The organism is Cellulosimicrobium funkei, from assembly GCF_900155925.1.
Taxonomy (GTDB): domain Bacteria; phylum Actinomycetota; class Actinomycetes; order Actinomycetales; family Cellulomonadaceae; genus Cellulosimicrobium; species Cellulosimicrobium funkei.
In genome coordinates this window covers 222,185-240,715 of the sequence record NZ_FTMI01000003.1, presented here as the reverse complement: position 1 = coordinate 240,715, position 18,531 = coordinate 222,185, and the positions used below count along the sequence as shown (strand labels likewise).

The window sequence follows — 18,531 nt, the reverse complement described above, 5'->3', positions numbered from 1 at the left end:
AGGCGTACGGTGCTCGACGTCACGGCTCGTCGCGGTCGAGGAACTCTCGCGTCGTCGCGACGAAGGACTCGACGCTCGAGTACGGCAGCCCGTGCGGAGCCCCCGGGACCGTGACGAGCCGCCCGTCGGGCAGCGCGTCGACGAGGCGGCGGGCCCACGTCCCCGAGACGAGCGGGTCGCGGTCCCCGACGACCACGAGGACGGGCTGCGTGATGCTCTGCACCAGGTGGCTGACCTCGGCGCGGCGCGCCTGCTTCAGGGCCCGCACCGCCGCGACCGGACCGGCACGCAGGTAGTCCACGACGGCGATCGGCAGCAGCGACCACCTCTCGCGCGGGCCGTCGAGGAGCAGGCGCCACGCGCTCTGCCACCACCGGGGGTGCTCCGGGTCCCGGGAGGGGCCGACGAGCACGACCCGCCGGACCAGGTCGGGCCGCTCCGCGGCGAGATGGCTGACGATCTGGCAGCCCAACGAGTGCCCGACGACGTCCGCGCCCGTCATGCCGAGCCCGTCCATCCAGCGGGCCACGACGTCCGCCATCTCGGCCATCGACGGCAGGTGCGGCGGTCGGCCGCTGCGCCCGACGCCCGGCAGGTCCAGGGCGGCGGTGCGGCGGTCCGTCCCGAGCCGGCGGACGCCCGGCTCCAGGTACCGCGTCGACAGCGCGAGCCCGTGCACGAGGACCACGTCGGCGGGTACGGCCCGACCCTCCGGGCGGTCTGCCCGGTGCGGCTCCGCGACGACGGAGTACACCCGCACCCCGTCGATCAGGTCGTAGCGCTCCCGGAGGGCCGGAAGGACCGTGCCCCCCGAGGAGCGCCCGCGCCGGTGCGCTCGGGGCACGACGGACCTCGCTCTCCCACCGTCGACCGGTGGCTGGATGGTCAGCACCGAGCGGTCGCCGAGCGCTGGGCCCAGGGTAGAGGGCGAGGAAGAGCGGCGCCGCGGGACTCGGGACGGGGCGGACGGGCGACGGGCCCCGCGCACGGACCGACGCCGTCTAGAGCTCGGGCCGCGCCCTGTCCAGCACGACCGCCTCGCGCGCGGCCTCCCGGGCGGCGGCGCTCGCGTCGCGCGCCGCCTGCCGGGCGATCGCCTCGTCGCCGAGGAGAGCGGCGGCGTGCGCGACGGTCGCGGACCTCAGCGCGTCCTGCGCGCTGCGCTCGGCGGCCTCCGCCACCTGCTGGACCTGCTCGCAGACGCCGGCGGCCGCCTCCGCGGTCTCGCGCGCGTCGCGGCGCGCGACGAGCGCACGAAAGGTCGCCTCGCGCGCGGCGGCCGCCGCGCCGTCGGCGTCGGGGTCGCTCGCCGCCGCGTAGAGGTCCTGGTCGACGTCCTCGATCTGGTCGCTGGTCACCCACGCGAGGGTAGGGCCGACCCGCCGTGCTCGCTCGAGCGAGGCGCGCGCCCGTCGGTCACCGCCACTCCCCCGACGCGACGCCCGGCGCGCCCGCAGCCGCCGTCGAACGCGACCCCTCCGGGCCGTACCGCGCGACCGCCGACCGGAAGAAATCCCCCGCCACCGAACGCGCCGTCAGGGACCCGGCTCCCGCCACCGCCGCGGCCGCCGAGGCGGCGGCGAGCTCGTCGTCGACGAACCGGCGGAGCACGGCCGGGACCGGGCCCGCGCCCATCTCGCGCGAGACCGCCTTGAGCGCGACGAGCCCGGACGCCTCCTGCACCACCGCGCTCGGTGCCTCGCCCTCGTCGAGCAGCGTCGCGAGGCGCATGGGCGGGACGGCGTCCGGCCGCACGCGCAGCCAGCGCAGCGTCGCGGCCGGGCGCAGGACGTAGAAGAGCTTCTTGAGCGGCACGTCGTCCGCGGTCCACCAGCGCTCCCGCTGGCCCAGCGCGACGTGCAGGTAGTGGCGCCGCACGGCGTCGCGGTCGACGACCCGCTCGGCGAGCGCGAGCAGGTCCGCGCGGAACGCGGGGTCGCCGCGGTAGACGATCGGCGAGCGCAGCCACTCCAGCAACGTCGCGTTCCCGCGGACGAGCAGCCGCACGGCCTTGACGAGGTCCCACCCGTTGACGTCCAGCACCGCGTCGAGCGGCGTCTCGACGACGTCGCGCCGCGGCCAGGGGTCGAGGTAGTCGGCCTCCGGGCGCACGTACACGAAGCGGCAGTCGTAGTCCGAGTCCGGCGACGGGAACCCCCACGCCCGGCTGCCGCTCTCCACCGCGAGCGGGACCTCGACGCCCTCGTCGCGCACGACGGCGTCCAGCCGCGCGTCGACCCGACGCACGACCGCGGGGTCCAGGGATGCAGGCACGGCTCGCATCCCGCGAGGGTAGGGGCGCGCCGGGGGCCGTGTCGCGGGCTTTCCCGAGCGCGCAGGACGACCGACGGCGGCGCCCCCGCGCAGGGGGCGCCGCCGTCGGGCAGCACGAGCGCCCGTGGCGGGCGCGCGGCGTCAGCTCCGGTGCGAGCTCCGGACGTCAGTTCCGGGTGTCGGAGTGGTCGCCGATCTTGTGCACGAGGATCGAGTTCGTCGTGCCCGGCTGGCCCACGGGGGCACCGGAGACGACGACCACGAGGTCGCCGACCTCGGCGAGGCCGTTGGCCTGCAGGGTCGTGTCGACCTGGCCGACCATCGCGTCGGTGTTCTCCACCTCGGGCACCTGGTACGTCTGCGTGCCCCACGTGAGCGACAGGACGTTGCGCACGTGCTCGCGCGGCGTGAACGCGAGCAGCGGGATGGACGAGCGCAGGCGCGACATGCGGCGCGCCGAGTCGCCCGACTGCGTGAACGTCGCGAGGTACTTCGCACCGAGGATCTCGCCGATCTCGGCCGCCGCGCGCGTGATGGCGCCACCGCGGGTGTGCGGCGTCGAGCCGAGCGGCGCGATGCGCTCGCGGCCCGCCTCCTCCGTCGCCTCGATGATCCGGGCCATCGTCTGGACCGTGAGGATCGGGTACTCGCCCACGCTCGTCTCGCCCGAGAGCATGACCGCGTCGGCGCCGTCGAGGACGGCGTTGGCGCAGTCGGACGCCTCGGCGCGCGTCGGACGCGGCGAGTTCGTCATGGACTCGAGCACCTGCGTGGCGACGATGACGGGCTTCGCGTTGCGACGCGCGAGCTCGACGATGCGCTTCTGGACGAGCGGCACCTGCTCCAGCGGGAGCTCGACCGCGAGGTCGCCGCGGGCGACCATGACGCCGTCGAACGCGTCGACGATCTCGGCGAGGTTGTCGACGGCCTGCGGCTTCTCGATCTTGGCGACGACGGGGACCGTGCGGCCCTCCTCGTCCATGATCCGCTTGACGTCCTCGAAGTCCTTCGCGGACCGCACGAACGACAGCGCGATGATGTCCGCGCCGAGCTTGAGGGCCCAGCGCAGGTCGTCCTGGTCCTTCTCGGAGAGCGCCGGCACGGAGACCGCGACACCCGGGAGGTTCAGGCCCTTGTTGTTCGACACCGGGCCGGCGACCTCGACGCGCGTGACGACGCGCGGGCCCTCGACGGCGGTGACGCGGACGAGCACCTTGCCGTCGTCGATGAGGATCGGGTCGCCGACGCGGGCGTCGCCCGGCAGGCCCTTGTGCGTCGTGGAGACGAGCTCCTTGGTCCCGACGACGTCCTCGGTCGTGATCGTGAAGGTGTCACCCTCCTCGAGCCAGTGCTTCTCGTCGCCCGCGAAGCGGCCCAGACGGATCTTCGGCCCCTGGAGGTCGACGAGGACGGCCACGGAGCGGCCCGACTCGGCGGCGGCCTCGCGCACGCCGTGGTAGACGGCCGCGTGCTCCTCGGCGCTGCCGTGGCTGCGGTTGATCCGCGCCACGTCCATGCCCGCGTCGACGAGCGCGCGGAGCTGCTCCTTCGACTCGGTCGCGGGTCCGATGGTGCAGACGATCTTTGCTCTGCGCATATCTCCAGCCTCTAGTCTTCCGACCGGCCAGGAGCCGGTCGTCGCGGGGTGCCCCTCCCTAGGATGCCCCGCTCATCGTCCCGGCGCCGGACATCCGACGTCGGGGTGCACGTCAAGCGCGCAAGGACACGGTGTTCGCGCGCACGGGCGCGGGCAGCTCGGTCCCTCCCTGAAGGTAGGCGTCGACGGATGCCGCCGCCGCCCGCCCCTCGGCGATCGCCCACACGATCAACGACTGCCCACGACCGGCGTCGCCGGCCACGAAGACCCCGGGCAGCGACGACGCGAAGTCGTCGCCGCGCGCCACGAGGCCGCGCCCCGTGAGGTCCGCGCCGGTCTGGGTCGTGAGGGCAGCCGTCTCCGGTCCGGTGAAGCCCATCGCGACGAGCACGAGGTCCGCGGGGATCTCGCGCTCGGTGCCCTCCTTGGGCACGCGACGGCCATCGGGCAGGTACTCGGTCTCCGCGACGCGCAGCGCGCGCACGGCCCCGTTCTCGTCACCGAGGAACGCGACGGTCGACGCGAGGAACTCTCGCTCGCCGCCCTCCTCGTGGGACGAGGACACCTCGAACACGATCGGGTCGGTCGGCCACGGCTGAGTCGCGGACCGCTCGAGCGGCGGCTGCTTGCCGATCGCGAGCGTCGTGACGCTCGCCGCGCCCTGGCGCAGCGAGGTGCCGAGGCAGTCCGAGCCCGTGTCGCCGCCACCGATGACGATGACGTGCTTGCCCGTGGCCGTGATCTGGTCGGGCACCTCGTGCCCCGCCACGACCGCGTTCGCCTGGTGCAGGAAGTCCATCGCGAAGTGGATGCCGTCGAGCTCGCGCCCGGGCACCGACAGGTCGCGCGGCACCGTCGCGCCGGTCGCGACCACGACGGCGTCGTACCGCGCCCGCAGGTCGTCCCACGTGATGTCGACGCCGATCTCGACGCCAGGGCGGAACCGCGTGCCCTCGGCCTCCATCTGCGCGACGCGGCGGTCGATGTGGTGCTTCTCGAGCTTGAAGTCGGGGATGCCGTAGCGCAGCAGGCCTCCGACGGCGTCGTCGCGCTCGTACACCGCGACGGTGTGCCCGGCGCGCGTGAGCTGCTGCGCGGCGGCGAGCCCGGCGGGGCCGGACCCGACGACCGCGACCGTGAAGCCCGTGAGCCGCTGGGGCACCTGGGGCGTGACGTACCCGCGCTCGAAGGCCTCGTCGATGATCGAGACCTCGACGTTCTTGATCGTCACGGGCGGCTGGTTGATGCCGAGCACGCAGCTCGACTCGCACGGCGCCGGGCACACGCGACCGGTGAACTCCGGGAAGTTGTTCGTCTCGTGGAGGCGGTCGATCGCGTCGGCCCACTGCTCGCGGTAGACGAGGTCGTTCCACTCGGGGATGAGGTTCCCGAGCGGGCAGCCCTGGTGGCAGAACGGGATGCCGCAGTCCATGCAGCGGCCCGCCTGCTCCTTGAGGAACGGCTGGCCCTCCTCGAGGTGCGCGTGCACGTCCTTCCAGTCCCGCAGGCGCACGGCCACCGGGCGGTTCGGCGGCAGCTCGCGCTCCCGCACCTTCAGGAATCCGCGGGGGTCAGCCACGGGCCACCTCCAAGATCTGGTCCCACACGCCGGGCGCGGCCGGGTCGAGACCGGCCGACTCGGCCTTCTCGAGCGCCGAGCGCATGCGGGCGAAGTCGGTCGGCAGGACGCGCGTGAAGCGCTGCACCGCCGTGGCGAAGTCCTCGAGCAGCTCGGCCGCGAGCGGCGACCCGGTCTCCTCGTGGTGACGGCGGACGAGCCGCTCGACGAGCGCGACCTCGGCGTCCTCGAGCGGGCTCAGCCCGAGCTCGCCGGTCGCGAGCGCGCTCGTGTTCACGGCGCTCTCGCGCAGGTCGAGCACGTACGCGGTGCCGCCGGACATGCCGGCGCCGAAGTTGCGCCCGGTCGGGCCCAGCACGACGACCGTGCCGCCCGTCATGTACTCGCACCCGTGGTCGCCCACGCCCTCGACGACGAGCGTCGCGCCCGAGTTGCGGACGCCGAAGCGCTCCCCGACGCGACCGCGCAGGAAGATCTCGCCCGACGTCGCGCCGTAGCCGATGACGTTCCCGGCGACGACGTTGCTCGACCCGGTGAGGACCGCGTTGCGGTCGGGCCGCACGACGATCCGCCCGCCCGACAGGCCCTTGCCGACGTAGTCGTTCGCGTCCCCGAACAGGCGCAGCGTGACGCCGCGCGGGAGGAAGGCGCCGAGCGACTGGCCGGCGGACCCCGTGAGGGTCACGTCGATCGTGTCGTCGGGCAGGCCGTCGCCGCGGAAGCGCTTGGTCACCTCGTGGCCGAGCATCGTGCCGACCGTGCGGTTGACGTTGCGGACCGGCAGCGAGATCCGCACCGGCTCGCGCCGCTCCAGCGCGTCCTCGGCCAGCGCCACGAGCTGGTTGTCGAGCGCCTTCTCCAGGCCGTGGTCCTGCGTCGTCGTGTTCCGCAGCGACGCGCCCTCGACGGGGACGGGCTTCTCGAGGATGGGCGCGAGGTCGAGACCCTGCGCCTTCCAGTGGTCGATCGCCTGGCGCGTGTCGAGGTACTCGACGTGGCCGATCGCCTCCTCGATGCTCCGGAACCCGAGGCGCGCCAGGTACTCGCGCACCTCCTCCGCGATGAACTCGAAGAAGTTCACGACGAACTCCGGCTTGCCCGTGAAGCGGGCCCGCAGCTCCGGGTTCTGCGTCGCGACGCCCACCGGGCACGTGTCCAGGTGGCAGACGCGCATCATGACGCAGCCCGAGACTACCATCGGCGCGGTCGCGAAGCCGAACTCCTCGGCGCCGAGCAGCGCGGCCACGACGACGTCGCGCCCGGTCTTCATCTGCCCGTCGACCTGGACGACGATGCGGTCGCGCAGGTTGTTGAGCACGAGGGTCTGCTGCGTCTCGGCGAGGCCGATCTCCCACGGCGTGCCCGCGTGCTTGAGCGACGTGAGCGGGCTCGCGCCCGTGCCGCCGTCGTGGCCCGAGATGAGGACGACGTCCGCGTGCGCCTTGGACACGCCCGTCGCGACCGTGCCGACGCCGAACTCGGAGACGAGCTTGACGTGGACGCGCGCCGCCGGGTTCGCGTTCTTCGCGTCGTGGATGAGCTGCGCGAGGTCCTCGATCGAGTAGATGTCGTGGTGCGGCGGCGGCGAGATGAGGCCGACGCCCGGCGTGGAGTGCCGGGTCTTCGCGACCCACGGGTACACCTTGTGGCCCGGGAGCTGACCGCCCTCGCCGGGCTTGGCGCCCTGGGCGAGCTTGATCTGGATGTCGTCGGCGTTCGTCAGGTACTCGCTCGTGACGCCGAAGCGGCCCGACGCGATCTGCTTGACCTTCGAGCGACGCTCCGGGTCGTACAGGCGCTCCGGGTCCTCGCCGCCCTCGCCCGTGTTCGACCGACCGCCGAGGCGGTTCATCGCGATCGCGAGGGTCTCGTGGGCCTCGGCCGAGATGGAGCCGTACGACATCGCGCCGGTGTTGAAGCGCTTGACGATCTCGCTCACGGGCTCGACCTCGTCGAGCGGCACCGCGGGGCGCTCGCCCTCGCGCAGCTCGAGGAGGCCGCGCAGCGTCATGAGCCGCGAGGACTGCTCGTCCACGCGGTGCGTGTACTCGCGGAAGATGTCGAACCGGCGCTCGCGCGTCGAGTGCTGGAGACGGAAGACCGTCTCCGGGTCGAACAGGTGCTCCTCGCTGTCGCGGCGCCACTGGTACTCGCCGCCCGTGGTCAGGCGGACGTGCGGGCGGTGGTTGCCGGAGCGCGGGTACGCGTCCACGTGGCGCGCCGCGACCTCGGCCGCGACGACGTCGAGCCCGATCCCGCTGAGGCGCGACGTCGTGCCCGTGAAGAACGCCTGCACGAGGTCGTGCGAGAGACCCACGGCCTCGAAGACCTGGGCGCCGCGGTAGGAGGAGATGGTCGAGATGCCCATCTTGCTCATGACCTTGAGGACGCCCTTGCCGAGGCCCTTGATGAGGTTCGCGACAGCCTTGGCCGGGTCGACCGCGAGGTAGCCACGGCGCGCGAGATCCTCGACGGTCTCCATGGCGAGGTAGGGGTTCACCGCGGCGGCGCCGTAGCCGATGAGGAGCGCGACGTGGTGCACCTCGCGCACGTCCCCCGCCTCGACGACGAGCGACACCTGCGTGCGCGTGTGACGCCGCAGGAGGTGGTGGTGCACCGCGCTCGACAGCAGGAGCGACGGGATCGGCGCGTGCTCGGCGTCCGAGTCGCGGTCCGACAGCACGATGAAGCTCGCGCCGGCGGCGACGTGCGCGTCGACCTCGGCGAAGATCTCCTCGAGCCGCGCGAGCAGCGACTCGCCGCCGCCCGCCACGCGGTACAGGCCCTTGATCGTCACGGCGCGGAAGACGCCCGCGAGGTTCGGGTCCTTGTCGACGCGGATGATCTTCGCGAGCTGGTCGTTGTCGAGCACCGGGAACGGCAGCATGAGCTTGCGCGCGTGCTCCGGGGTGTCGACGAGCAGGTTCGGCTCGGGGCCGATCGCCCCGCCGATCGACGTGACGAGCTCCTCGCGGATCGCGTCCAGCGGCGGGTTCGTGACCTGCGCGAACATCTGCGTGAAGTAGTCGAACAGCAGGCGCGGGCGCTTCGCGAGGACGGCGATGGGCGTGTCCGTGCCCATGGCGCCGAGAGGCTCGGCGCCCGTGTTGGCCATCGGCGTGAGGATGACCTTGAGCTCCTCCTGCGTGTACCCGAAGGCACGCTGGCGGCGCTCGACCGACGCGGGGCTGTGCGCGACGTGCTCGCGCTCGGGGAGCTGGTCGAGGTAGACCGCGTTCTCCGCGACCCACCGCGCATACGGGCGCTGCGCCGCGAGCTGGGACTTGATCTCCTCGTCCTCGATGATCCGGCCCTGGCCGGTGTCGACGAGGAACATGCGGCCCGGCTCGAGACGGCCCTTGCGGACGATCGTCGCGGGGTCGAGGTCGAGCACGCCCGCCTCGCTCGCGAGCACGACGAGGCCGTCCTCCGTGACCCAGTAGCGCCCGGGGCGCAGGCCGTTGCGGTCGAGGACCGCGCCGATGAGGGTGCCGTCGGTGAAGTTGAGGCACGCGGGGCCGTCCCACGGCTCCATGAGCGTCGAGTGGTACTCGTAGAACGCGCGCAGGTCCGGGTCCATCTCGGCGTGGTTCTCCCACGCCTCCGGGACCATCATGAGCACGGCGTGCGGCAGCGAGCGGCCCGACAGGTGCAGCAGCTCCAGCACCTCGTCGAAGCTCGCCGAGTCGCTCGAGCCGTCGGAGCAGACCGGGAGCAGCGGCGCGAGGTCGCCGAGGGCGTCGCTCGCGAGCGTGCCCTCGCGCGCGGCCATCCAGTTCCGGTTGCCGCGCACCGTGTTGATCTCGCCGTTGTGCGCGATCATCCGGAACGGCTGCGCGAGCGGCCAGGACGGGAACGTGTTCGTCGAGAACCGCGAGTGCACGAGCGCGATCTCGCTCGCGTACCGCGGGTCGGACAGGTCGGGGAAGAACGGCTCGAGCTGCGCCGTCGTGAGCATGCCCTTGTAGGTGAGCGTGCGCGCCGACAGCGACGCGAAGAAGAGACCGAGCTCGTTCTCCGCGCGCTTGCGCAGGCGGTAGGTCCGGCGGTCGAGGTCGACGCCGGCCAGCTCGCGCGACGGGTCGGCCACGACGACCTGACGGAACAACGGCATCGAGGCGCGCGCGCTCGGGCCCACGAGGTCGGCCGTCACGGGGACGTCGCGCCAGGCGAGGACCTCGAGCTTCTCCTCGGCGGCGATCGCCTCGACCGCGCGGGCCGTGGCGGCGGCCGCCTCGGGGTCCTGCGGGAGGAACGCCATGCCGATGGCGTAGTGCCCGGCGGGCGGGAGCTCAGCGTCGACCACGTCACGCACGAAGGCGTCGGGGATCTGCGTGAGGATCCCCGCGCCGTCGCCGCTGTTCTCCTCGGCGCCCACCGCGCCGCGGTGGTCCAGGTTGAGCAGGGCCGTGAGCCCCGCGTCCACGATGTCGCGTCCGGGCGTGCCGCGGAGCGTCGCCACGAAGGCGACGCCGCACGCGTCGTGCTCGGCGGCGGGGTCGTACAGACCGGATGCCGTGGGAGGGGCGGACAGGGCGGGTGCCCGGTGCGCGTCCCGATACTGCGGCGTGGTCATCAACACCGTCCTCACAGGCGCCCGACCGAGACGGCCGGGCTGGTTCCAGCTGGGGGGGTTCGGGACGTCGTCGGCCCTGGTGGACATGACGGAACCACCGGGCGGTCGCCCGGCGGAATCGCCGTTGAGTGACGGAGGCTCAGCGACCGGGGTCTGGTCGCGCGGCATCTGCCTGCTCGGACTCCTCCGAGTCGTCGGAGTCCGCGGTCTTCTCGGGGTCCGCGGCGTCGGTCGACTCCTCGACCGGCTCCGTGGGCTCCGTGGCGGGCGCCTCGCCCGGCGCGTCGAGGGACACCGTCTCCTCGCGCCCGGGGTGGCGACGCCCGACAACGATAAACGCTACCAACGCACCGACACCGACCAGGATCGAGGTCCAGACGTTCAGCCGGAGACCGAGGACGAGCTCGGCCTCGTCGATGCGCAGCATCTCGATCCACACCCGACCGAGCGTGTAGACGAAGACGTAGAGCCAGAATACCCGACCATGACCGAGCCGGAACCGACGGTCCAGGTAGATCAGGAGCAGGGCAGCCGCGATGTTCCAGACCATCTCGTAGAGGAACGTCGGGTGGAACAGCGTGCCCGGCGGGTAGCCGGCCGCGGCGGCGACCGAGTCGTCGACCCGCAGGCCCCACGGCAGCGTCGTGGGCGAGCCGAACAGCTCCTGGTTGAACCAGTTGCCGAGGCGGCCGACGGCCTGCGCGAGGAGCAGCCCCGGGGCGAGCGCGTCCGCGAACGCCGGGAAGCTCACACGCTGGCGCCGGCACCCGATGTACGCGCCGACCGCGCCGAGCGCGACCGCGCCCCAGATGCCGAGGCCGCCCTCCCACACGTACAGCGCGCGGACGGGATCCCCGTTCGGGCCCCAGTACGGGTCGGGCGTCGAGAAGACGTGGTAGAGCCGCCCGCCGACGATCCCGAACGGGACCGCCCAGAACGCGATCTCCAGGACGTCGTCGGCCTCTCCCCCGCGCTCGACCCAGCGGCGGCGCGTGAGCCACAGGGCGACGCCGATCCCGGCGAGGATCGCGAGCGCGTAGGCGCGGATGGGGAACGGCCCGAGGTACCAGGTGTGCTGGGGCGGGCTCGGGATCGCCGAGGGCAGGGCGCCCGCGGCCTCCACGAGCTGCCCGACGGCGAGCGCGGCGCTCATGCGACCACCCCGCCGGGCGTCGTCGTGCCGGGCTGCTCCTGGCGGGCGGACCGCACCCCGGCCGCCAGCGAGGCGGCGACCGTGCGGAGCGCGGCGAGCCGCTCGTCCCACGGGGCGTCACCCAGCAGGGGCCGGACGAACGCCGAGCCGACGATGACGCCGTCGGCGTAGCGCGCGACCTCCGCGGCCTGCTCGGCCGTGGAGACGCCGAGGCCGACGCACACGAGCTCGGCGCCCGCCGCGCGCGTGTCGGCGACGAGCCGCGCGGCCTGGGGCCCGACGGCGGCGCGCACGCCCGTGACGCCCATCGTCGAGGCCGCGTAGACGAAGCCGCGCGACGCGCGCGCGGTGAGCCGGAGGCGCTCCGGCGTCGAGCTCGGCGCGACGAGGAACACGCGGTCGAGACCGTGCGCCTCGGCGGCGTCCAGCCACGCGCGGCCCTCGTCGGGGACGAGGTCGGCCGTGATGAGCCCGGCTCCCCCGGCCGCCGCGAGGTCGCGCGCGAACGCCTCGACGCCGTAGCGCAGCACGGGGTTCCAGTACGTCATGACGAGCACCGGCACGCGTCCGCCCGTGCGCTCCGTGACGGCCGCGACGACGCGGAAGACGTCCGCGACGCGCGCACCGCCGTCGAGCGCCGCCTGGGCAGCGGCCTGGATGACCGGTCCGTCCATGACGGGGTCCGTGTACGGGATGCCGAGCTCGAGCACGTCCACGCCCGAGTCCACGAGCGCGAGCGCCGCCTCGACGGAGCGCTCGACCGTCGGGAAGCCGACCGGCAGGTAGCCGACGAGCCCCGCACGGCCCTCCGCGCGCAGCTCGAGCAGACGGCGGGCGGTGGCCGACGCCGTCCCCGGCGTCGACGCCCCGGGTGCGTCCTGGGTCTGGGCGGCGCTCACAGCTGTCCCTCCGTGCCCGTCGCCGTCTCGGCGATCGCGTCGTCGTCCACGAGGTCGAACCACCGTGCGGCGGTCGCCACGTCCTTGTCCCCGCGCCCCGAGAGGTTCACGAGGATCACGTGGTCGGTGCGGCCCGCGGCCGCGGCCTCGCGCCCGATGCGCAGCGCGCCCGCGAGGGCGTGGGCCGACTCGATCGCGGGGATGATCCCCTCGGTGCGGCACAGCAGCCGGAACGCGTCCATCGCCTCGGCGTCGGTCACGGGCAGGTACGTCGCGCGGCCGAGGTCGTGGAGCCACGCGTGGGCCGGCCCGACGCTCGGGTAGTCGAGCCCGGCGGACACCGAGTGGCTCGGCAGGGTCTGGCCGTCCTCGTCCTGGAGGAGGTACGAGCGTGCGCCGTGCAGGACGCCCGGCGCGCCGCCGCTGAAGCGGGCCGCGTGGCGGCCCGTCTCGATGCCCTCGCCCCCGGCCTCGAAGCCGAAGAGCTCGACGCCCTCGTCGTCGAGGAAGGCGTTGAAGAGCCCGAGCGCGTTCGAGCCGCCGCCCACGCACGCGGCGAGCGCGTCGGGCAGGCGCCCGATGCGGTCGAGGATCTGCGTGCGCGCCTCCTCGCCGATGACGCGGTGGAACTCGCGCACCATCTCGGGGAACGGGTGGGGCCCGGTCACGGTGCCGAGCAGGTAGTGCGTCGTGTCGACGTTGGCGACCCAGTCGCGCAGCGCCTCGTTGATCGCGTCCTTGAGGGTGCGCTGGCCGATCGTCACGGGGACGACCTCGGCGCCGAGGAGGCGCATGCGCGCGACGTTCAGCGCCTGGCGCCGCGTGTCCTCCTCGCCCATGTACACGACGCACTCGAGGTCGAGCAGGGCCGCGGCCGTCGCCGTCGCGACGCCGTGCTGGCCGGCGCCCGTCTCGGCGATCACGCGCTTCTTGCCCATGCGCTTGACGAGCAGCGCCTGGCCGAGGACGTTGTTGATCTTGTGCGAGCCGGTGTGGTTGAGGTCCTCGCGCTTGAGGAACACGCGCGAGGCGCCGGCGTGCTCCGCGAAGCGGGGCACCTCCGTGAGCGGGCTCGGGCGGCCGGTGTACTCGCGCTGAAGGCGCGCGAGCTCGGTCACGAACGCCGGGTCGTCGAGCGCCTTGCGGTACTCGGTCTCGAGCTCGTCGAGCGCGGCGACGAGCGCCTCGGGCACGTAGCGCCCGCCGAACTCGCCGAAGTAGGGGCCCTCCTGGGTCGCGAGGGAGCGCGTCAGGTCGGCGCGGACGGAGTGCGCGCCGCTCGGAGGGGTGGTCGATGGTGTCGAGTCGGGCACGGGGCCGGTCCTCCTGCGTGGTGGGGTGTGCTGGGCCGGGGCGCGGCGCCTGCGGCGTGACGGACGGTGCCGTCGTGCCTCAGGGCCGCACGGACCACAGCGACGGGTGCGACCCGGCCGCGACGAGGTCGGCGACGGACGAGCGCGGCGCGTCGTCGGTCACGAGCGCCTCGCCGACCAGCACGGCGTGCGCGCCGGAGCGGGCGTAGTCCATGACGTCGTGCGGCCCGCGCACGCCGGACTCGGCCACGCGGACGACCTCGTCGGGGATCGCGGGCGCGAGGCGCGCGAAGGTCGTGCGGTCGACGTCGAGCGTCTTGAGGTCGCGCGAGTTCACGCCCACGACCCGCGCCCCGGCGTCGAGCGCGCGCGTCACCTCGTCGAGCGTGTGGACCTCGACGAGCGCGGTCATGCCGAGCGAGTGCACGCGCTCGACGAGCGACGTGAGCACCGTCTGCTCGAGCGCGGCGACGATGAGGAGCACGATGTCCGCGCCGTGCGCGCGCGCCTCCCACACCTGGTACGGCGTCACGACGAAGTCCTTGCGGAGCACGGGGACGTCGACCCGCGCCCGGACGGCGTCGAGGTCGGCAAGGCTCCCGTTGAACCGCCGCTGCTCGGTGAGCACCGAGATCGCGGCCGCGCCGCCCTTCTCGTACTCCCCCGCGAGCTCGGCCGGGTCGGAGATGGACGCGAGCGCGCCCTTGCTGGGGCTCGACCGCTTCACCTCGGCGATGACGGCCACGGCGTCGTCCGCCTTGAGGCGGCTTACGCACTCGAGCGCACCGGGGACGCGGGCGGCTCGTTCCTTGAGCTCGTCGAGCGAGGTCGTCGCCTGGCGTACCGCGAGGTCCTCGCGCACACCCGCGACGATGTCGTCCAGCACCGTCATCGTCCCACCACTCCCCGTGTCGTCCCGCCCCCTGCCGGGCCGGTCGGCCGGCGTGCACCCACAGGTTCGGGCCGACCCGTTGACAGGGAGGTACCTGCCATCGTAGAGCCGCCCCCGAGTGACGATGACCACGGCCCAGCCCCCGAGACGCGCGCGGCGCGGCCGGTCGCAGTCACGGCCGCCGGCTCAGGCGGCCACCGGGCCGAGCCACGGGACCAGAGCGGGCACGTTGCGCAGCACCCCGAAGAGCACGAGCACGGCGAGCGACGTCCACGCCACCCCCGCGGGCACGCGCGGCGCGGGGCGGCCGCGCCAGGCACGGACGAGCCACACGCCCCACAGCACGACGAGCAGAGGCGCGACGACGACCCACAGCGGGTTCATGGACCAGGCCGCGGCGAGGTCGAGGTGCACGAGGTCGTGCGTGGCCCGTAGGCCGCCGCACCCGGGGCACGCGAGGCCCGTCAGGGCGAGCAGCGGGCACGTGACGTAGTGGCCCGGGCGGTTCGGGTCGACTGCGCCCACGTACGCCGTCGCGGCCGCGACGAGCGCACCGACGGCGAGCGGCGCCACGGCCTCGCGCGGCACCAGCCGTCGGCGCACCGCCTCGGACGTCACGTGACCGCCCCGTCAGTACTGGTCGGGGATCGTGCCGACCCAGGCGAGCACGGCGGGGAAGAACACCAGCAGGAGCAGCAGACCGATCGCGGACAGGCCGATCGCGACCCAGCCGAGGATGATCCCCGCCGTCGCCATGCCGTCGTTGTCCGCCTGGCCCTCCGCGACGGCACGCTTCGCCGCGTTGCCCACGATCACCGCGGGGATGCCCGTGAAGAAGCCGCAGCTGAGCACGAACGCGGCGATGCCCAGGACGAGGGACCAGATCGCGAGGTTGTTCTTCGGGTAGTACGGCGGCGGCGCGTAGGCGCCTGCCGGGTACGGCTGGCCCGGGTACTGCTGGCCGGGGTACGGCTGCCCGGGGTACTGCTGGCCCGGGTACGGCTGACCGGGCTGCTGCTGCCCGGTGTAGCCCTGGTCCGGGTCCTGCGGGCCGGGGTGCTGCGCGCCGCCGGGCACCGACGAGCCGTACGGCGCCTGCGACCCGTCCTGCGGGGGCGTGCCGTCGTGCGGGCCCGGTCCCGGCGGCTGCGTCACCGCGCGTCCTGCTTCTTCTGCCCGTAGCCCATGTTGCGGAGCACGAGGCCGCCGACGAGCGCCACGGCCACGACGCCCATGCCGACCCAGAACAGCCAGACGGCGGCGACCACGACACCGATCGCGGCCACGAGGGCGCCGACCATGATGCCGATCATGGTGAACCACGCGGCGACGGTGTGGCCGTGGTTCGTGGGCGGTGCCGCGGGCGGCAGGTAGGCGATCTCGGTCGTCTGCTGGTTCTCGGCCATGAGGGTCGTGCCTTTCGTCAAGATGTGGTCAGAGCCTATCGGACCGGGCCGGGGCCCGTCCCGTCGCGGGACGTCGGCGGACGTCGCGTGGGACACGTCCGCGCTGCTCAGCGGTCCGTGGGGTCCTCGCCGCGGGAGAGCGCGTCCCACGCGTCGTGGTCGGAGACGTCCTCGGCGTCGGCGGGGCCGGCCGCGCCCTTGGCCTCGGGCGTCCCGTCCGCGGGCGTGCCGGCTGCCGTCGCGGGCGCCGCCCCGGCCCGCTCGTGCCGCGTCGAGGCGCTCGCCCACGACCGCGCGCCGCGCGCCACCCACACCACCACGAGCACGGTGAGCACGCCGAGCACGGCCGCCACCCAGGGCGCCGCGGTGAGCTCGACCGGTGCGATCAGCTCCGTCACGCCCGTCGCCTCGGCCACCGCCGACCGGGCGGTCGGTTCCGGGTCGATCGCGACGCTCAGCGCCGACACCGTCGCGACGACGCCGCTCGCCGCCGCGACCGCCAGGACGACCCACCGGCCGACACGTCCCACGAGGCCGAGCGCGAGCGCGGCCGCGACGAGCACGAGCGCGGCCGCGCTCACGCCGGGTGCGGCCGACGTGCCGGCCACCGCGACGTCGACCTGCGGGTCGAGCGCGGTGGCCCCCGTCGTGCGCAGCCACGTGGGCACGGCCGCCGCGAGGGTCGCGCCCCCGAGGAGCAGCAGGACCCAGATGGCCGTGCGGCGGGCCGGGCCGCCGGGGCGGCTCACGCGAGCCCCCGCAGCCGCGCCGCGACCTGCACGGCGCGGACCGCCGCGGCCGCCTTGTTGCGCGACTCCGCGTACTCGAGCGCCGGCACGGAGTCGGCGACGATCCCGCCCCCGGCCTGGACGCTCGCGCGCCCGTCGCGGATCAGCGCCGTGCGGATGGCGATCGCCATGTCCATGTTCCCGTCGAAGTCGAAGTACCCGGCCGTCCCACCGTAGATCCCGCGCGAGGCGGGCTCGAGCTCGTCGATGAGGGCGATCGCGCGCGGCTTGGGCGCGCCCGAGAGCGTCCCCGCGGGGAACGTGGCCCGGAAGGCGTCGAGCGCGGTCGCGCCGTCGCGCAGCGTGCCGACGACCGTCGAGCACAGGTGCATGATGTGGCTGAACCGCTTGGTCGCCATGAACTCCACGACCTCGACCGACGTCGGCTCGCAGACCTTGACGAGGTCGTTGCGCGAGAGGTCGACGAGCATGATGTGCTCCGCGAGCTCCTTGGGGTCCTCGCGCAGCTCCTCCCCGAGCGCGACGTCCTCCTCGGGCGTCGCGCCGCGCGGCCGCGAGCCCGCGATGGGGAACGTCGTGACCCGCCCGTCCTCGACCTTGACCAGCGTCTCCGGGCTCGACCCGACGACCGCGAAGTCGCGCCCGTCCGCGTCCGTGAGCTGGAAGTAGTACATGTACGGGCTCGGGTTGATCGTGCGCAACGCCCGGTAGACGTCCAGCGGGTCCGCCGGGCAGTCGAGGTCCAGGCGCTGCGAGAGGACGACCTGGAAGACCTCGCCCTCGCGGATCGCGTCCTTGCCCGCCACGACGGACGCCTCGAACTCGTCGCGCGTCGAGCGGAACTCGAGCTCCGGCTCGACGGCGTCGGCGGCCACGACCGACGCGACGTGCGCACCGCCGGCGACGAGGCGCGCCTGCATCGCGTCCAGGCGCCGCACCGCGTCGGCGTACGCCTCGTCGACCCGCTCGTCCGTGTCGTCGAAGTTGATCGCGTTCGCCACGAGCCACACGCTGCCCTCCGCGTGGTCGACGACCGCGAGGTCCGTCGCGAGGCACAGCGTGAGCTCCGGGACGCCCAGCTCGTCGGGCGCGTGCGCGGGCAGCGTCGGCTCCCAGTGCCGGATGACGTCCCACCCGATCGCCCCGGCGAGCCCGCCCGTGAGCGGCGGGAGGCCGTCGACCGCGGGCGTGCGCAGCACGTCGAGCGTCGCCTCCAGCACCTCGACCACGTCGCCCTCGCGCGGGACGCCCGCGGGCACGTCGCCCGACCACACCGCCCGGCCGTCGCGCGCCGTGAGGGTCGCGCGGGACGCGACGCCGACGAACGAGTAGCGGGCCCAGCGCCCGTCCGACTCCGCGGACTCCAGCACGAAGGTGCCCGGCCGCCCCTGCGCGAGGGTGCGGTAGAGCCCGACGGGCGTGACGTCGTCGGCCAGGAGGCGCCGCACGACCGGGACGACCCGGCGGGAGCGGGCGAGCGCGCGGAAGCCGTCGAGCACGGGCCACGTCGTGCCCCACGCGGGCCCGCCCGCGGGGACGGTGGTGGTTCCGGCCGGGTCGACGGTCGTGCTCACTGGTTCTCCTCCTCGGGGTCCGGTCCGACGGCGGGCGCGGCCCCGGCGTCCGGGGCACCCGGCGCGGACGGCAGCTCGCCGACGACGGCGCCCAGGTCTCCGCCGGCCTCGAAGCACGTGCGGGTGCCCGTGTGGCACGCGGCGCCGACCTGGTGCACGCGCACGAGGAGCGCGTCGCCGTCGCAGTCGAGCGCGACCGAGCGCACCACCTGGACGTGGCCCGACGTGTCGCCCTTGCGCCAGTACTCCTGGCGCGACCGGCTCCAGAACGTCACCCGCCCGGTGGTCAGGGTGCGGTGGAGCGCCTCGTCGTCCATCCAGCCGAGCATGAGCACCTCGCCCGTGTCGTGCTGCTGGACGATCGCGGCGACCAGGCCGGCGTCGTCGCGCTTGAGCCGCGCGGCGACCTCGGGGTCGAGCGCGGACGGGGTCGTGGTCTGCGGGCCGGTCGTGGAGTCGGGCACCCGAGAATCCTGCCAGACGCCGGGCCGCCGCCGGTCCCCCGTCTCGCCCGACCCG

Annotated in this window: 16 protein-coding genes; all 16 read right to left on the bottom strand. The window is 74.2% G+C overall.

The window, feature by feature from the left end:
* Positions 1–19 precede the first annotated feature (19 nt).
* The 16 genes from BXA05_RS09200 to hisI all read right to left on the bottom strand — a co-directional run bounded on the left by BXA05_RS09200 (position 20) and on the right by hisI (position 18,476).
* Positions 20–844: an alpha/beta fold hydrolase gene (locus BXA05_RS09200; RefSeq protein ID WP_076404785.1), complete on the bottom strand. Its 825-nt coding sequence runs from the start codon at positions 842–844 to the stop codon at positions 20–22.
* 157 nt (positions 845–1,001) lie between these two features.
* Positions 1,002–1,358: a hypothetical protein gene (locus BXA05_RS09195; protein ID WP_076404784.1), complete on the bottom strand. Its 357-nt coding sequence runs from the start codon at positions 1,356–1,358 to the stop codon at positions 1,002–1,004.
* Between the two features lie 58 nt (positions 1,359–1,416).
* Positions 1,417–2,283 (bottom strand): nucleotidyltransferase domain-containing protein, encoded by an 867-nt coding sequence (locus BXA05_RS09190; RefSeq protein WP_143311113.1) that lies wholly within the window; start codon positions 2,281–2,283, stop codon positions 1,417–1,419.
* Positions 2,284–2,440: 157 nt separating this feature from the next.
* Positions 2,441–3,871, bottom strand: a complete 1,431-nt coding sequence (gene pyk / locus BXA05_RS09185) for a pyruvate kinase (RefSeq protein WP_061267747.1) — start codon at positions 3,869–3,871, stop codon at positions 2,441–2,443.
* A 112-nt stretch (positions 3,872–3,983) separates the two neighbouring features.
* Positions 3,984–5,450 (bottom strand): glutamate synthase subunit beta, encoded by a 1,467-nt coding sequence (locus BXA05_RS09180; protein WP_076404783.1) that lies wholly within the window; start codon positions 5,448–5,450, stop codon positions 3,984–3,986.
* Positions 5,443–10,026 carry a glutamate synthase large subunit gene (gene gltB, locus BXA05_RS09175; RefSeq protein ID WP_076404782.1) on the bottom strand — a complete coding sequence of 1,528 codons (4,584 nt, stop codon included), beginning with the start codon at positions 10,024–10,026 and terminating at the stop codon, positions 5,443–5,445. The genes BXA05_RS09180 and gltB overlap by 8 nt, the downstream gene beginning before the upstream one ends.
* A 139-nt stretch (positions 10,027–10,165) precedes the next feature.
* Positions 10,166–11,179: a prolipoprotein diacylglyceryl transferase gene (gene lgt / locus BXA05_RS09170; protein ID WP_061267744.1), complete on the bottom strand. Its 1,014-nt coding sequence runs from the start codon at positions 11,177–11,179 to the stop codon at positions 10,166–10,168.
* Positions 11,176–12,078 carry a tryptophan synthase subunit alpha gene (trpA, locus tag BXA05_RS09165; protein WP_076404781.1) on the bottom strand — a complete coding sequence of 301 codons (903 nt, stop codon included), beginning with the start codon at positions 12,076–12,078 and terminating at the stop codon, positions 11,176–11,178. Before trpA ends, lgt begins: the two co-directional genes overlap by 4 nt.
* A complete protein-coding gene (trpB, locus tag BXA05_RS09160; protein ID WP_076405014.1) occupies positions 12,075–13,331 on the bottom strand; it encodes a tryptophan synthase subunit beta in 1,257 nt (418 codons plus the stop codon). Before trpB ends, trpA begins: the two co-directional genes overlap by 4 nt.
* A 139-nt stretch (positions 13,332–13,470) precedes the next feature.
* On the bottom strand, positions 13,471–14,283 hold the full coding sequence (trpC, locus tag BXA05_RS09155; protein ID WP_076404780.1) for an indole-3-glycerol phosphate synthase TrpC: 813 nt from the start codon (positions 14,281–14,283) through the stop codon (positions 13,471–13,473).
* 186 nt (positions 14,284–14,469) lie between these two features.
* A complete protein-coding gene (locus BXA05_RS09150; protein WP_076404779.1) occupies positions 14,470–14,901 on the bottom strand; it encodes a DUF2752 domain-containing protein in 432 nt (143 codons plus the stop codon).
* Positions 14,902–14,913: 12 nt separating this feature from the next.
* Positions 14,914–15,438, bottom strand: a complete 525-nt coding sequence (locus BXA05_RS09145) for a DUF4190 domain-containing protein (protein ID WP_076404778.1) — start codon at positions 15,436–15,438, stop codon at positions 14,914–14,916.
* Positions 15,435–15,710, bottom strand: a complete 276-nt coding sequence (locus tag BXA05_RS09140) for an HGxxPAAW family protein (RefSeq protein ID WP_228075274.1) — start codon at positions 15,708–15,710, stop codon at positions 15,435–15,437. Before BXA05_RS09140 ends, BXA05_RS09145 begins: the two co-directional genes overlap by 4 nt.
* 86 nt (positions 15,711–15,796) lie before the next feature.
* Entirely contained in the window at positions 15,797–16,438 is a 642-nt protein-coding gene (locus tag BXA05_RS09135) for a Trp biosynthesis-associated membrane protein (protein WP_083711766.1), read from the bottom strand.
* Positions 16,435–18,012 (bottom strand): anthranilate synthase component I, encoded by a 1,578-nt coding sequence (locus tag BXA05_RS09130; RefSeq protein WP_061267739.1) that lies wholly within the window; start codon positions 18,010–18,012, stop codon positions 16,435–16,437. The genes BXA05_RS09135 and BXA05_RS09130 overlap by 4 nt, the downstream gene beginning before the upstream one ends.
* A complete protein-coding gene (gene hisI / locus BXA05_RS09125; protein WP_076404777.1) occupies positions 18,009–18,476 on the bottom strand; it encodes a phosphoribosyl-AMP cyclohydrolase in 468 nt (155 codons plus the stop codon). The genes BXA05_RS09130 and hisI overlap by 4 nt, the downstream gene beginning before the upstream one ends.
* Positions 18,477–18,531: the final 55 nt, after the last annotated feature.

What these genes read in the sequence shown, in the direction of transcription:
- lgt (WP_061267744.1), bottom strand. Translation starts at nt 11,179, where the DNA reads ATGAGCGCCGCGCTCGCCGTCGGGCAGCTCGTGGAGGCCGCGGGCGCC.
- gltB (WP_076404782.1), bottom strand. Translation starts at nt 10,026, where the DNA reads ATGACCACGCCGCAGTATCGGGACGCGCACCGGGCACCCGCCCTGTCC.
- pyk (WP_061267747.1), bottom strand. Translation starts at nt 3,871, where the DNA reads ATGCGCAGAGCAAAGATCGTCTGCACCATCGGACCCGCGACCGAGTCG.
- trpC (WP_076404780.1), bottom strand. Translation starts at nt 14,283, where the DNA reads ATGACGGTGCTGGACGACATCGTCGCGGGTGTGCGCGAGGACCTCGCG.
- BXA05_RS09190 (WP_143311113.1), bottom strand. Translation starts at nt 2,283, where the DNA reads ATGCGAGCCGTGCCTGCATCCCTGGACCCCGCGGTCGTGCGTCGGGTC.